We start from the raw sequence: 14,283 nt of genomic DNA on the forward strand, positions 1-14,283 counted from the left end.
CTGGGGGACCAAGAGGTTTCGGGACGTTCGGGGTATGGTTTAAATACGGATGATGGAGGAATCCGATCGGAAAAGAGAATCTGTCGGTTATCGAGGGAGACGAACCGGACGATTAGGGGTTTACCTCGCCGATCTCGTCGACTTCGGGTTTGACCTCGTCGGCGTACAGTCGGAGGTTTTTGCGGGCTTTCCAGTCCGGCAAGTCGCCGAAGTGGAATTGCCCCACGATCCGACCGAATCCGCCGACCTCCTCGTACTGTTTTTCGAGCGTTTCGACGACGTATTCGGGCGTGCCCACGATCGTTTCGCCGTACTCCTGGAACTCGTCGAAATCGTAGTTGAATGCGAACTCCCCGTGCGGGTGAAGCTCTTCGACGTACTCGTCCCACTTCTCCGGGTCGTACGGTTGGTCGCCCATCATGTTCGCAGAGACGCCGATGTGAACGCCAGCGGTGAGCGTCTGGTAGAACTTCCGTAGGTGGGGTTCGGCTTCCTCGCGGGCCTTCTCCATCGTCTCGGCGACGTAGATGGCTCGCATGACGCTGAAGTCCTCGTCGCTCGGAGTCCAACCGTAGTCCTCCTCCGCGTAGTGGCGGTATTCATCGAACTTCTCGCTGATCGTCTCGACCGGCTGGAAGACGAGTCCGGTAGGGACGTGATTACGGGCAGTGAAGCGAAGCGATTCTTCGCTCTCCGCCGGCATCCACATCGGCGGATGCGGATCCTGATACGGACGCGGCCAGATGTACACGTTCTCGTATTGGAAGTACTCACCGTCCCAGTCGAACGGTTCGTCGGCGGTCCACGTTTTCATGATGAGGTCCCACGCCTCTTCGAATCGACCTCGGGATTCGCCCATGTCCACGCCGTAGGCAAAATACTCGCTCGGAATTCCGCGGGGGAAACCGCTGATGATTCGGCCCTCGGTGATGTTGTCCAACATGGCGAGTTCCTCCGCGAGCCGCACCGGATTTTCACGGAGCGCCGGTAAATTGCCGAAAAACGCGATGGTGGTATCCTCGGTTCGGGCGGCCAGATTCGACGCCGTGATGTTCGGACCGGGTTGCAACCCATATGCGTTATAATGGTGTTCGTTGACGCCGACGCCATCGAAACCTAACTCAGCGGCGTATTCGAGTTGGCCGAGGTACTCCTGATAGTACTGAGCACCTTTCTCCGGATCGTAATCGTACTCGGCCCACGGCCAAGCTGATTTCTTCTCGGACAGGTCTTCGATATCCTGATACGGCATCAGGTGGAACGCAAATGTCTCCATGGGAAAATTATGTGTGTTAGTACTACTTAATAGTATATGATATTTCGCCGACCATGGGAGAGAGACGATCTTCGGTGCGCGGAGAGCACTCCGGAATCCCGGTCGTGAAACGCAAAGAAACCCATGAACACGGACCGAACGCCTCAGGCGTCGGGCCAACGCTCGATGTACACCGTCTCGTCCGTGTAGAATCGGACCACGTCCTCCGCTTGCGCATGGAGGTCCCCGAAGAACGAATCTTTCCGCCCGCCGAAGTGGAAGAACGCCATCGGTGCAGCGGTGCCAGCGTTGACGGCGAGATTACCGGCCCGAGCGTTGTGTCGGAAGTTTCGTGCTTCCGCTCCACTGCCGGTGAACAGGCTCGCAGCGTTCCCGAAGTCCGACGCGTTCAGCACCTCGATACCCTCGTCCACGTCGGCGACGGGCATCAAACCGAGAACCGGGCCGAAGATCTCCTCGCGGGAGATGACCATGTCCTCGGTGACGTCCCTGAACACGCACGGCCCGAGGAAGTTCCCGTCCTCGTAGCCGTCCACCTCGACGTCCCGTCCGTCGAGGACGAGGGTCGCACCCTCTTGAACCCCCGTTTCGACGTAGTTCCGGACCCGTTCTTCGTGCTCCGGCGTGATGAGAGCGCCGACGTCCGTCTCGCCGTCGAGTCCGTGGCCGACCGTCTGATCGCCCGCGATATCGACGACGAGGTCGACGAACTCCTCGTAGACGCTCTCTTCGACGCAGATAACGTCGTTCGCGAGACAGCGCTCGCCGCCACAGGCGAGCGCCGAGGAGACGCTCTTTTCCGCGGCGAACTCGAGATCGGCGGTCTCCGAGACGACGATATGGTTTTTCGCGCCGCCCTGTGCCTGTACGCGCTTGCCGTTGGCCGCCGCCCGCTCGTAGATGGTCTTCGCGACGGGCGTGCTGCCGACGAAGGAGACGCCCTCGATACCGTCGTGGTCGAGTATCGCGTTCACCGTGTCGACGCTTCCGTTGACCAACTGAACGACGCCGTCGGGAAATCCGGCTTCGTCGATGAGTTCGAACAGTCGTTTGGCGGTCAGCGGGTCGCGCTCGCTCGGCTTGAGGATGAACGAGTTACCCGACGCGACGGCGTAGGGCAGGAACCACAGCGGAATCATTCCGGGGAAATTGAACGGGGTGACGGCCGCGAAGACGCCGAGCGGCTTCCGGACGGCCGTCTCGTCGATGTTCGGTGCGGCATTTTCGACGTGGCCAGCCTGCATCAACGTCGGCATTCCGCAGGCCGTTTCGACGTTCTCGATGCCGCGACGGAGTTCCCCCTTCGCCTCGCCGAACGTCTTTCCGTGTTCCCGGACGAGCAGTTCGGCCAGTTCGTCGATGTTCGCCTCGAGGAGGGTTTTCAGTTCGAACAGCGGTTGGATGCGCTCCTCGATCGGTCGCTTGCTCCACGATTCGAACGCCTTCCGACCCTGCCGTACGGCGTCGTCGACATCGCCCTCGGTACTGAATCCAACGTAGGATAACGGTTCCCCGGTCGCCGGATCGATTACGTCCATTCCGTCAGCGCCGGTGGCGTCCGTCCACTGTCCGCCGATGTAGTTCCCGACGCTGTCCTGGTCGCTCTTTGTTTCGGACATACGTATCAGTTATCTACCACCCTCATTAGTAGTTTTGATTCGACCAGTTCGGTCGTAACGGGACGTAAAATCGGAACCGTTCGGGAGAGACGGGAGGTTTCAGGAACGACGCCGACCGTCGGGAGCGAGCGCGTCGTCGTAGAGTTCGACGTACAGTTCGCGGATCTCCTCGGCCGTCGGCTTCCGCGGATTGTTGGCGGGCGAGCCCGAATCGATGGCGTCCTGCGTCATCTCCTCGATGACGTCGAGGTACTCTTCACGAGCGGGCACCTCGCCGAAGTCGTCGAGGTAGCCGGTCAGGTCGAGGTCGTCACAGAGTCGGAGTATGCCGTCGGCCGCCCGGTCGGCGGCGGTACGGGTGTCGTCGTCATCGTCCGCCGCACCGAGGATGCGTGCGACGGTCGCGTACTTCTCCGGCGCGGCCATCGCGGAGAAATCCGCGACGTACGGGAGGATGAGTGCGTTCGCCAGCCCGTGTGGAATGTGAAGTTGCGCCCCGAGCGGGCGTGCGAGGCCGTGGACGAGCGCCACGGAGGAGTTGGTGAACGCCTGCCCGGCTTGAAGCTGCCCCACGAGCATGTCGGCGCGAGCGTCGAGATTCTCGCCGTCCGCCCACGCGACCGGGAGGGAACGTGCGATGCGCCGCATCGCTTCCACCGCGTATCCGTCGGGAATACCGTACGAGTTCACCGACACGTAGGCCTCGATGGCGTGGGTGAGCGCGTCGATACCGGTAAACGCGGTGTGGCTCCGAGGGAGCGAAACGGTGAGTTCCGGATCTTCGATGGCGACGTCCGGGACGACGTTTTTCGAGACGATGAGGAACTTCGTCGCCGTCGATTCGTCGCTGACGACGACGGAGCGGGTCGCTTCGCTGCCGGTTCCGGCCGTCGTGTTGACGGCGAGAAGCGGCGGCGTCGGGTTCGGAACACCTTCGTATCCGGCTTTGTCGACGCCGAAATTCCGAATCTCGCCGCCGTTTCCGGCGAGGATACCGACGCCTTTGCCGGTGTCGATGGACGAACCGCCGAGGGTGACGACGATGTCGCAGTCGTGTTCCTCCCACGATTTGTATGCCTCCTCGATGTTCTCTACGGTCGGGTCGGGACGGACGTCGGTGTAGACGACGGTTTCGATTCCCTGTTCGTCGAGCGTTTCGAGTACCACGTCCCCGTGAACGTCGAAAATCCGTTCGGTTGCGACGAGCAGCGCCGTTGTCCCGTAAAGGGACGCATAGTTGCCGACTTCCTCGACGGCATCGGCACCGACGACGACGTTGCTTGGCGATACGACTGTTCGCGTCTCCCGTGAAAGGACGGTCTCGTGAGACATACTCTCACAAATCCCCGGTTTCTAATTAATTCTTCCGGATGGTGTCAACCCGCATCGTGGTTTGTCTTCATCACGAAATCGACGACGGGGGACGTTCGCTGCCGACCGTCGACAACCCAGTTCGCTCCCGTGCGGAGGGATACCCTATGATTTATATCGTGGTGCAGGAAAACACTACCCATGTTAACGGCTAGCGAAGTAACCAAACGCTTCGGCGGTCTAACCGCCGTCGATGACGTGGACTTCAGCATCGACAGTGGCGAAATAGTCGGTCTCATCGGCCCGAACGGTGCGGGGAAGACGACGCTGTTCAATTCGATCGCCGGCGTCTACACGCCGGAACACGGCAGTATCACCTTCGACGGCGAAGAGGTGGTGGGGAGATCGCCACACGAGATCGCTCGCCAAGGGATATCCCGGACCTTTCAGACGGCTCGGACGTTTAACGAGTCCACGGTACTCGACAACGTTCTCGCCGGAGCCGTGTTCGGAAAGAAGGACTCGGGATCGCTCGACGAAGAACGCGAAAAAGTGTGGGAGTACCTCGAATTCATCGGCCTCGAAGACGAGGCCGAAGAGGACGCAAGCAGCCTCACGATCGCCCACCGAAAACAACTCGAACTCGCTCGGGCACTGGCCTCGGAGCCCGAACTCATCCTGGTCGACGAAATCGGGAGCGGACTGACGCCGGCGGAACTCGGGGAGCTCTCGGCAAACCTCCAGAAGACGCGCGACGAGTTCGGTATCTCGGTGTTCTGGATCGAACACGTGATGGACGCCATCATGGCTGCTACCGACAGGATAATCGTCCTCAACCAGGGGGAGAAGATCGCGGACGGGACGCCGAAACGGATTCAACAGGACCCCCACGTGGCGGAAGCGTACCTCGGCGGGGTGGAGGTGTGACGATGATCACGGTTAACGATCTCAACGTCCACTACGGGGATTTGCAGGTCCTCTGGAACGTCTCGCTCGAAATCGATGATGACGATTCCGTCGTCGCAATCGTCGGCCCAAATGGTGCCGGAAAGACGACGCTGCTCAAAACGCTCTCGGGCGTGCTCGACCCCACGAGCGGCGAGATAGAGCTGTTTGGCGAATCGGGGTCGTCGATGGCCCCGAGCGACAGAGTCAGTAACGGGTTCGTCCACGTCTCGGAAAAGCGGAACCTCTTCGGCGATCTCTCGGTGTACGAAAACCTCCGGATGGGTTCGTACACCCAACGGGACGATTTCGAGCGGACGCTCGAGGAGGTCATCGAGATGTTTCCCGTCCTCGAAGAGCGGCGGGAGCAGAAGGCGAGCACGCTCAGTGGCGGGGAACAACAGATGCTCGCAATCGGCCGAGGGCTGATGGCGAAGCCGGAAGTGTTGGCCCTTGATGAACCGTCGGGCGCTCTCGCGCCGCAACTCGTCGAACGGGTGTTCGAAAAAATCGACGCGATCAGTAACGAGGTTACGGTCGTCCTCATCGAACAGCACGTCGATCAAGCACTCGATCTCGCGAATCGTGCCTATCTTCTCGAAAACGGACGTATCGCTGCGGAAGGAACCGGACAGGAGCTGCTCGATAGCGACCACGTCAGACAGAGCTACTTGAGCGGATAGCGGGCCCCTGATATAAGGTTTTGAGTTCATGTTTTAATATATTCTAGGCTAGTAGATGATTTTATCGCTGTTTGCACTTCTTATATTAAAGAAAGAGATAAATACGTTCCCTTTGCGCCTAGAAAGGAGCAGCATGACTCACAATTCCCCCCCGGGTACGAAGAGACGTACGTTTCTGAAAGCAACCGGTGCAGGCGTATCAACGACACTCGCCGCAGGGTGTCTTTTCAACGGTGGTAGTAGCGGTGACGGCGACGGACCCATCGTGATTTCCTCGCTCCAACCACTCTCCGGACCGTTCGCCGTGTACGGACCGCGTCATCGGGACGGCGCGGAGTTTGCGGCCAAACAGATCAACTCGGACGGCGGCGTCAACGGGCGCGATATCGAGGTCAAAACCGTGGACACGGCGAGCAGCGGGAAGACCGCGGAGAACGCGTTCACCGAAGCAATCGAGAAGGACAACGCCGTTGCGGGCATCGGCCCCGGCGCATCGGAGGCCGCGATCAGGGCGAGACGGATAGCCGAAAAGAAGCAGGTGCCGCTGTATCTACACGCGGCGGGCGCAGTGAAAGTCGTCCCACAGGACGCGCAGTTTACGTTCCGAACCGCACTGCCAGCGACACCGACCGTCGGTCGAGCACAGGCACAAATCGTGAGGGACCGTGGGTACACCAACGTCGGAGTCATCTTCGAGGACGGCGTCTGGGGTGACGAGTACGAGGCGGCGATGAAAGCCTACTTCCCCGACGATATCAACGTGACGAGGGACACGGCACCGATCTCCCAAACGGACTTCGTCCCCCAACTACGAAATTTCCCCGACGACATCGAAGTGTTCCTGGGTACCGCCCACCCAGCGGGGGTTAGCTCCCTCTATCCACAGATGTACGAGATCGGTTTGGACCCGGACCTGTTCCTCGGCGCTATCACCCCGATGGAAGCGGACTACAACGCCATCGGTGACAAAATCGATCGGTCGTTCGCTTCGTTCAACTCGACGGATATGTACACCGACGACTATGCGGAAGTAGCGTCCAGTTTCAACGAGGACGTCGGTGGACTGTTCGACCACGCGCAGGTGAACGGATACACCGCGGTTCAACTCGTCGCGAAGTCGATAGAGCAGGCGGACTCCACGGACCCCAAGGACGTCGCCGAAGCGACACGAACGGGGTCGTTCGATCTCCTCTACGGTGCAAACATCGAGTACACCGACTGGGGAGAACCGAAGGGTTCGGTTCAGGTGTACAACTCGTTCGACGTCGGCAGTTCCCCCGAGTACTGGTCGGACGGGGCGTTCTCACCGAAAGAGGAGTTCCGGACCGATCCGCTCCCCGCGTTCGAGCCCGGCTCGCTCGACAAGTGAACGACGGTACGAGGAGCGGCATATCACATTCGAACAGCCCGCGAGTCCGTCGGAGACGAGACGGCCCGGCTATCGGTGCGGGTCGGGTGACGGCGAAGCGAACCGTCCGTCCTCGAATCGCACCGATTTCGGTTCTTGGACGACCCGAAGGTCGTCCCTGTCGCGTGCTTCCTCGACCAATGCCTCCGACGCGTACAGTCGTTTGAGGCGCATCGTATCGGTGGCACGGAGGACCCGAACTGACTCCGGTTTGACGATGCCGACGGTGGAGAGGGACGCGACCAACCCTGCCCGGTCGGTTTCGACCACCGGTGGAACACGAACACCGCGGGTCGTACTCGCGGTAATGGCGTTGATGAGCGATTTGGTGGCGTCTATCTCCTCGAAGCAGTCGCGGTGGATGAAATCCGCGGACCCGATTCCCATGGCGTTTCCGTTGGTCGTTCCGGTGAGTGACCGGACGTAAATGCGCTTTATCGCCGGGGTATCGGGGGCCGGTTCGTTGATGCTGAACGGCCGTCGGCCGATGACGTTTGTATCGATTCCCTGTCCGCTGATGTCCTTTCCCTGCCGATCGATGACGAGGACGTCGACGGACTCGAACGGAATCTTTGGCATGATGTCGTAGGCGGTTTCGAGCAGTTCCCGTTCCCGGTCGAGGAACCCCGACGGCGGAATCGCTTCGAGCAATCCGGTGTCGTCGTGTTGGTTCTCGACGATGGCGACACCGCCGACGATCGGCAACTCTTCGAGGAGTTGTTCGGCGATCTCGGGAATCATGTTTCGAAAACTCCAATCGACAGCCCAATCGTGTGCGGTCTTCGCACCGCGTTGTTTCCCGAGTCCGATGACTATCATCTTCGAGAGGCCGCTTTCGACGCTCCCGTCGAAGTCGGTGTGCGGCTTGATTCGGTTTATCGGGACGATCGCGTCGGCGTCAGCCGCTATCGCATCGAAATGAAGCGGTACGCCTCGATCGGGCGTCGTTCCGACGGTGACGACGTCCATACTCGATCGAACCTCGCAGCCGACGGTGTCCCTCGACACACCGAGCGACGCGAGCTTCTCCCGCTGTCCGTCCGCAGTTGCACCGCCGTGACTCCCCATCGCCGGCACGATGAACGGATCGTATCCCATGTCTCGAACGCCATCGACGACGCCGCGGACCACGTCCGGGAGGTTTGCGATTCCACGGCTCCCGACACCGAGTGCAACCGTCCCCCCTTCGGGGACGTCTTCGAACGGTAGATCCTGGACCGTTTCCGCCGCCCGGGTAGCGATTTCCGGCTCCGGAATCGCATCCGTTTCCCAGACCTGTTCTATGATTCCGAGCTTGGGGAGTGGAGTTTCCCCGCACGTCTCCTCGATAACGTTCTGTGGTACCGTTAAGTCATTTCCATCGGCCATATCTATGCTGTACGAGTGATACCGATAAAAAGGTATTCGGGCGAGGAATCGGGCGGGACTGGATGCGAGTTCTTACGAGCCGGGGCGGAAGTTCGCCACTCGCTTTGCCACCCGCTGTCTGAGGTTCCACTTCTCCAGACGCTCGTCGACGAAGGGAACGATGCCGTCCCTGAAGTAAAGGAAGAGAACGATCAACAGCGTTCCAAGGAGAATCGAACGGTACTCCGCGAACGACCGGAGTTCCTCGTTCAGGAAGATGATCAGTGTTGCCCCGACGAGCGGGCCGTAGGTCGTCCTGAGTCCGCCGACGATGAGCATGATGAGGATGAGAACGTCTATAGAATTGAACGAGAACAGGTTCGGTGTGATGTACCCGGAGAGTTGTCCGAAGAACGGCCCGGTGAGACCCATGATAAACGTCGCGACGAAGCCGGCGAAGGTCTTGTACTTCACCACGTCGAGACCCGCCGACTCGGCTGCGGTCTCGTCCTGCCGAATCATCTCGAATGCCAACCCGTACTTGGAGTGCATGAGATACCGATACAGGAGGAGAACGGCGAGCAGTATCACGGAGATCGTATAGAACAGCACGACCTCTTCGCGTAAGCCGAGGGCGTTTTCGATCGCTTCTAGGCGCAGCCCCGAGAAGGAGAGTCCGGTTACTCCGCCGGTGATATCGCGCAAACTGTTGATGAGTTCGATGATGGAGAACTGGAGTGCGAGGGTGAGGATCGAGATGACGATGACCGTGAGTTCGCGGATGGCCGCGACGTAGCACACGATGGCTCCGATGACACCGGCCACCGACGCTCCGAGGAACAACGTTATCCAAGGGGAGATACCGTACCCTTGCGCGACGAGTACGGTCGTATACGTGCCGACACCGGTGATTGCACCGGTGAACAGGAGCAGTTGGTCGGTGTGGCCAAAGACGATGTTGAGCCCGACGGTCAGGATGGCGTACAGCGCCATGAGGATGAAGACCCGCGAGAAGTAGCTCATGCCGGGCGCGAAGAACAGCTGTGGAATGGCGAACAGAATAACCGCCACGGCCAAGATTCGGGAATAGTTCCAATTCATTGGATTCCCTCCGGTTTCAGAAGGAGTACGACGATTGCCGTACCGAACAGCGAGATGGTGGCGACGTATGACCCGAAGAACGCACTGACGAAGGTGGTCAGAATCCCGATCAGAACACCCGCAGCCACGACGCCGGGGATACTCGTGACGCCACCGACGATGGAGACGATAACGGCGGTGATGGTGAGATCGAAGGAGTCGGAGACGCCGGCCTCGAACGTCAGCCCGTAAAGCACGCCCGCAAAACTCGCAATTGCGATACTCAGGACGAACACGAAGGTTCTCATCCGTCTCGTATCGATGCCGCAGTAGACTGCACCGATCTCGTCCTGCATTATCGTCCGGGTTGCCATTCCGGTGTACGTCCGGCTGAAAAACAGGTACATCGATAACAGCGTCAGCAGCGACAGTGCGAGCGTGACGAGCGAGCCGCCTCTGATAAACGCGCCGAAGACCTGTACCGAGGAGATTTCGGCAGGGACGGAAAACAACCCGCTGTACTCGATCGAGAGAACCCCTTGGAGTAGGATCGAAAGTCCGAGCGTCGTGAAAATGCCGAGCATTAGTCGGTCGTCACCTTCGGATCGATACACGAGCTGCAGGAGCGTTCGTTCGAGAATCAACCCCACCGCCGCCACGCCAACGATCGCGACGGCCGCGGCGACGACGATCGGCAACGATCCCGTCAGTTCAAACGTTACGATGAGCGCGGTGATGCTGAACACACCCAACGCGAGGTTCAAAATGCCGCCGAGACCGAACACCAGCGTGATTCCGAGCCCGAGCATCGCGTAGAGCAGTCCAATACTGAGGCCATCGATTAGCAGTGCCCCTATTCGGACGAGTTGATCGCCTGCCATGTGATATTCTAATTTGCGTATGTGAGGAGAGGTATCTTATAGATTGGGGTGTGTTATCCACGAACAGGGATCATCACGTCGTAGCGGACGATGACTTCCTCCACGTACATCCGCCAAACGAAGGCCGTTACCGAGTACTACGACGACTGCGTGTGGATTACAGCCACCGTTTCTACGAGGGGAGTCGCCGTGCTAAATTACGCGGGACCGAAGCTCTCTATTTCGACATCGGCGAGGTCGACGCCAGCAGCGACGAGGGCGTCTTTCACCTCCTCGACGAACCCCTGAAACCCGAAAACGTACGTTTGGTTCGCGGCCACCGACTCCACCGTTCCGGCGAGGTCTTCCGTGAGGACGACTGTCGCACCGCGCTCCTCCAAATCGGCGAGACGTTTCCGGTGTGGTGGTCGGTTTCCGCCGTGGACGATAGTGACGTCGCGCCCTGACTCCCTCGCACGTTCCCCGATACCGACCGCCGGTCCGATACCGGGGCCGCGTGCAAACACCAACGCGTCAGCGTCCCCGGTGTAGCGAACGTCGCCGAAGGGCCCCTCGACGGTGATTTCCTCTCCGAGCGTTCGCTCGCCGAGCCAGGGTCCAAGCGTCCCGTCGGGGTCCACCGCGACGGTCATCTCGAAGACCTCCTCGACATCGGACGAAGAGATAGTGTAGTAGCCGGTTTCTTCCTCGCCGTCGATGGTCGCTCGAACAAGGACGAACTGGCCAGGATGGGCCTCGAATTCGGTCGGCGTCTCGACTTCGATCGCAACGGTCTGCTCGCCGACGTCCTCGATCCGGGTGATACGCAATGCGGGCATACAGTACCATCCCGAAGACCAATATAAAAAGATTCTGTCAACCGTATGTTATCTACAGGCCGAGCATGAAGTTCCGGAGTTCGCGGTGAAACCGCTCGGGATGCTCCCAGAAAGGCGAGTGGCCCGTCTTCGGGTACATCGACAGCGTCGCGTCGTCGATGAGCTCAGCGTACTCCCGTGACGCCGCCGGGAGGACGACGGCATCCGATTCGCCGTGGGACAGTAGGACGGGAACGTCGAGCGCCGCGAGATCGGAGTCGTGTCTCACCGTGCGGTCGCGGAGCGCGTCCCTGACGTGCGGTGGAACGACCACGTTATAGCCGAGCATGTAGGACCGGTCCGCGGGTGAGAGTTCGTCGTAGACGCACAGTTCGACGAACTGCCGCAACGTCCGAACGCTCACCTCGGCATCGGTAGAGACGAAGCCCTCGATGAGATCGATGTATTCGGAGCCGAGCCGTGCGGTGCCCGCCTCGGTACCGATTTCCGAAACGCCCCCGACGAGATTAACGCCCGCAACCCTGTCCGTCCCGAACGCCTCGATGTAGTCGAGGACGACGAGCCCACCGTACGACCACCCGACGAGGACGACGTCGTCCAATTCGAGTTCGGTGAGAACGGAGTGGACATCCTCGGCCCACAACTCCGAATCCGAGTACGCATCGCGCGGTTTGTCCGACTCCCCGTGTCCGCGAATATCGAATGCGACGAGTCTGAAATCGTCGGTCAGATCCGACTCGAACTGATTTCGCCAACAGAGCAAGCTCTGGGAGTAGCCGTGGACGAACACCACTGGCTTCCCGCTCCCCACGTCCTCTACCGCGAGGGTAACGTCGCCGCCACCGTCGATAGCGCGAGACACCATGATGATTCGTAATACAGGGATGGTGCATATATGCTTTCGTGGTCGGTAACGAACTGCTCGGGAAGGTCGGCGGACCGTAGCTTTCATATCAGCACCTGCGGAATGATACCGTATGTCAAGCCTTTTGGCCGACAAGACAGCCGTCGTTACCGGCGGCGCGAGCGGCATTGGTCGCGGAATCGCACTGAAACTCGCTGCGCATGGAGCGGACGTCGTCATTGCTGACGTACGGGAAACGCCCCGAACGCCGAACACGGCACCCACATTGGAAGCCATCGAGGACGAAACCGACTCGCGGGGTCTGTTCGTCGAATGCGACGTGACGAACTACGACGACCTCGTCAGCGCGGTGAACGCCGCCGACGAGTTCGGCGGCATCGACGTGATGGTCAACAACGCCGGTATCGTCCACTCGATCGACTTCTTCGAGACGACCGACGACGACTTCGCGACGCTGATCGACGTCAATTTGAAGGGTGCGTATTACGGCTGTCAGGCCGCGGGTGAGCGGATGGTCGAACGCGGTAGCGGCTCCATCATCAACGTCGCCAGCACCGCCGCCGAACAGGGATTCGTCGAACCCGGCTCCATCCTCTACAGTGCGGCGAAAGGGGGCGTGAAATCGATGACCTTCGGCGTCGCTGAACTGCTCGGACCCGAGGTCCGCGTGAACGCCATTCAGCCGGGATTCACTGACGAAACCGGACTCGCCGAAAACCACCCGGAGGAGGCCGCTCGTGCCCGGGCGGCCGAGACGTCGCTGGACCGGTTGGGGACGCCCGACGACCTCGGTAACGTCGCCGTCTTTCTGGCGAGCGACCTCTCATCGTACGTGACCGCGGAGGGAATCCTCGTCGATGGGGGCTGGGTCAACACCGGCGGCCCCTGAAAGAGACGCCGTAACCCACCGTCCAGGCGGGGTCTTCGTACGTCCCACGTGTCCGTTGTTGGGTACGATACGGAGAATTCCGGCAACAACGTCGATGATCTCCGGATCGTTCTCGTGGAAATCCGAGAGGAGGACGGGACGACATTTCGGAGAACCCGAGATTTATTACATCACACGTGATACCAATCTCCATGGAAGTTGCCGGTGAACACACGGGCCCCCACCGACGGAGGGGAACGTAAAATGGACAAGGTAATGGATATGACGGAGGCGATATCGGTCGCTATCGAGGACGGACAAACGATATATCTCGGAGGATTCACCCACCTCATCCCCTTCGCTGCGGGACATGAAATCATCAGACAAGGGTACCAAAATCTCACGTTAGCGCGGGCGACGCCGGATCTGATTTTCGACCAGATGATCTCCGCGGGCTGTGCGAGCAAGCTGATCTTCTCGTGGGCGGGGAATCCCGGCGTCGGGAGCCTTCGTGGCTTCCGCCGCGCCTTCGAGGACGGGGTGCCGTGTGAGATATCCATCGACGAATATTCGCACTTCGGTCTCATCTCTCGCATGGAGGCCGGTGCTCGTGACCTGCCGTTCCTGCCGCTTCGAACCTTCGTCGGGTCCGACTACCCCGAGCACATCGATGCGATCAGAACGGTCGAGAATCCGTACGGGGAGGAGCCGGGCGAAATTCCGGTCGTCCCACCGTTAAAACCGGACGTCGCAGTCGTTCGAGCACAGCGAGCCGACGAGCTTGGAAGCGCGCAACTGTGGGGTATCGTCGGTGAGATGGTCGAGGCGGCTTTCGCGGCCGACACGGTCGTGTTGAGTGTCGAGGAAATCGTCGACACCGACGTCATCCGGAGCGACCCGAACCGAACGCTCATCCCTGACACCGTGGTGGATTACGTGGTGGAGGAACCGTACGGTTCACATCCCTCTTACGCACAGGGATACTACGATAGGGATAATCAGGCGTATCTCGACTGGGACCAGCAGACCGAAACGCACGAGTCGACGGTGGACTGGCTGGACGAGTGGGTGATGGGCGTCGAGGACCGCACGGAGTATCTCGAAAAACTGGATACGGAGCGGTTCGCGGGGCTACAGCCGCGATCGAACTATGCGACACCGATCGATATGGGGGAGTACTGA

The 14,283-nt window shown here is 60.0% G+C and carries 13 protein-coding genes; 5 read left to right on the top strand and 8 right to left on the bottom strand.

Features of this window, described 5'->3' with window-relative positions:
• Nucleotides 1–112: 112 nt before the first annotated feature.
• The 3 genes from ACGYLY_RS24885 to ACGYLY_RS24895 all read right to left on the bottom strand — a co-directional run bounded on the left by ACGYLY_RS24885 (nucleotide 113) and on the right by ACGYLY_RS24895 (nucleotide 4,227).
• Nucleotides 113–1,276 carry an LLM class flavin-dependent oxidoreductase gene (locus tag ACGYLY_RS24885; protein WP_231187642.1) on the bottom strand — a complete coding sequence of 388 codons (1,164 nt, stop codon included), beginning with the start codon at nucleotides 1,274–1,276 and terminating at the stop codon, nucleotides 113–115.
• Between the two features lie 143 nt (nucleotides 1,277–1,419).
• A complete protein-coding gene (locus tag ACGYLY_RS24890; protein ID WP_395285462.1) occupies nucleotides 1,420–2,895 on the bottom strand; it encodes a CoA-acylating methylmalonate-semialdehyde dehydrogenase in 1,476 nt (491 codons plus the stop codon).
• Nucleotides 2,896–2,994: 99 nt separating this feature from the next.
• On the bottom strand, nucleotides 2,995–4,227 hold the full coding sequence (locus ACGYLY_RS24895) for an iron-containing alcohol dehydrogenase (RefSeq protein ID WP_395285463.1): 1,233 nt from the start codon (nucleotides 4,225–4,227) through the stop codon (nucleotides 2,995–2,997).
• Nucleotides 4,228–4,407: 180 nt separating this feature from the next.
• Here ACGYLY_RS24895 and ACGYLY_RS24900 point away from each other — a divergent pair, with 180 nt between their 5' ends.
• The 3 genes from ACGYLY_RS24900 (at nucleotide 4,408) to ACGYLY_RS24910 (ending at nucleotide 7,203) form a co-directional block, all read left to right on the top strand.
• The gene (locus tag ACGYLY_RS24900) at nucleotides 4,408–5,133 is read left to right on the top strand and encodes an ABC transporter ATP-binding protein (protein WP_395285464.1); all 726 of its coding nucleotides are present in this window, start codon (nucleotides 4,408–4,410) and stop codon (nucleotides 5,131–5,133) included.
• A gap of 2 nt (nucleotides 5,134–5,135) precedes the next feature.
• Complete coding sequence (locus ACGYLY_RS24905) at nucleotides 5,136–5,834, top strand: ABC transporter ATP-binding protein (protein ID WP_395285465.1); 699 nt, start codon at nucleotides 5,136–5,138, stop codon at nucleotides 5,832–5,834.
• 265 nt (nucleotides 5,835–6,099) lie between these two features.
• A complete protein-coding gene (locus ACGYLY_RS24910; protein ID WP_395285466.1) occupies nucleotides 6,100–7,203 on the top strand; it encodes an ABC transporter substrate-binding protein in 1,104 nt (367 codons plus the stop codon).
• A gap of 69 nt (nucleotides 7,204–7,272) precedes the next feature.
• Here ACGYLY_RS24910 and ACGYLY_RS24915 read toward each other — a convergent pair whose 3' ends face one another.
• The 5 genes from ACGYLY_RS24915 to ACGYLY_RS24935 form a co-directional block, all read right to left on the bottom strand.
• On the bottom strand, nucleotides 7,273–8,610 hold the full coding sequence (locus tag ACGYLY_RS24915; protein ID WP_395285467.1) for a lactate racemase domain-containing protein: 1,338 nt from the start codon (nucleotides 8,608–8,610) through the stop codon (nucleotides 7,273–7,275).
• Nucleotides 8,611–8,682: 72 nt separating this feature from the next.
• A complete protein-coding gene (locus ACGYLY_RS24920) occupies nucleotides 8,683–9,690 on the bottom strand; it encodes a branched-chain amino acid ABC transporter permease (protein ID WP_395285468.1) in 1,008 nt (335 codons plus the stop codon).
• Entirely contained in the window at nucleotides 9,687–10,550 is an 864-nt protein-coding gene (locus ACGYLY_RS24925; protein ID WP_395285469.1) for a branched-chain amino acid ABC transporter permease, read from the bottom strand. Before ACGYLY_RS24925 ends, ACGYLY_RS24920 begins: the two co-directional genes overlap by 4 nt.
• Nucleotides 10,551–10,747: 197 nt before the next feature.
• Nucleotides 10,748–11,368, bottom strand: coding sequence for an FAD-dependent oxidoreductase (locus ACGYLY_RS24930; RefSeq protein ID WP_395285470.1), 621 nt, complete (start codon nucleotides 11,366–11,368; stop codon nucleotides 10,748–10,750).
• 52 nt (nucleotides 11,369–11,420) lie between these two features.
• Entirely contained in the window at nucleotides 11,421–12,233 is an 813-nt protein-coding gene (locus tag ACGYLY_RS24935) for an alpha/beta fold hydrolase (RefSeq protein WP_395285471.1), read from the bottom strand.
• A 112-nt stretch (nucleotides 12,234–12,345) separates the two neighbouring features.
• Here ACGYLY_RS24935 and ACGYLY_RS24940 point away from each other — a divergent pair, with 112 nt between their 5' ends.
• Both ACGYLY_RS24940 and ACGYLY_RS24945 read left to right on the top strand, forming a co-directional pair.
• A complete protein-coding gene (locus ACGYLY_RS24940; RefSeq protein ID WP_395285472.1) occupies nucleotides 12,346–13,122 on the top strand; it encodes an SDR family NAD(P)-dependent oxidoreductase in 777 nt (258 codons plus the stop codon).
• 243 nt (nucleotides 13,123–13,365) lie between these two features.
• Nucleotides 13,366–14,283 (top strand): CoA transferase subunit A, encoded by a 918-nt coding sequence (locus ACGYLY_RS24945; RefSeq protein ID WP_395285473.1) that lies wholly within the window; start codon nucleotides 13,366–13,368, stop codon nucleotides 14,281–14,283.

The sequence above is a fragment of the Haladaptatus sp. CMAA 1909 genome (genome assembly GCF_043952005.1).
GTDB lineage: Archaea > Halobacteriota > Halobacteria > Halobacteriales > Haladaptataceae > Haladaptatus.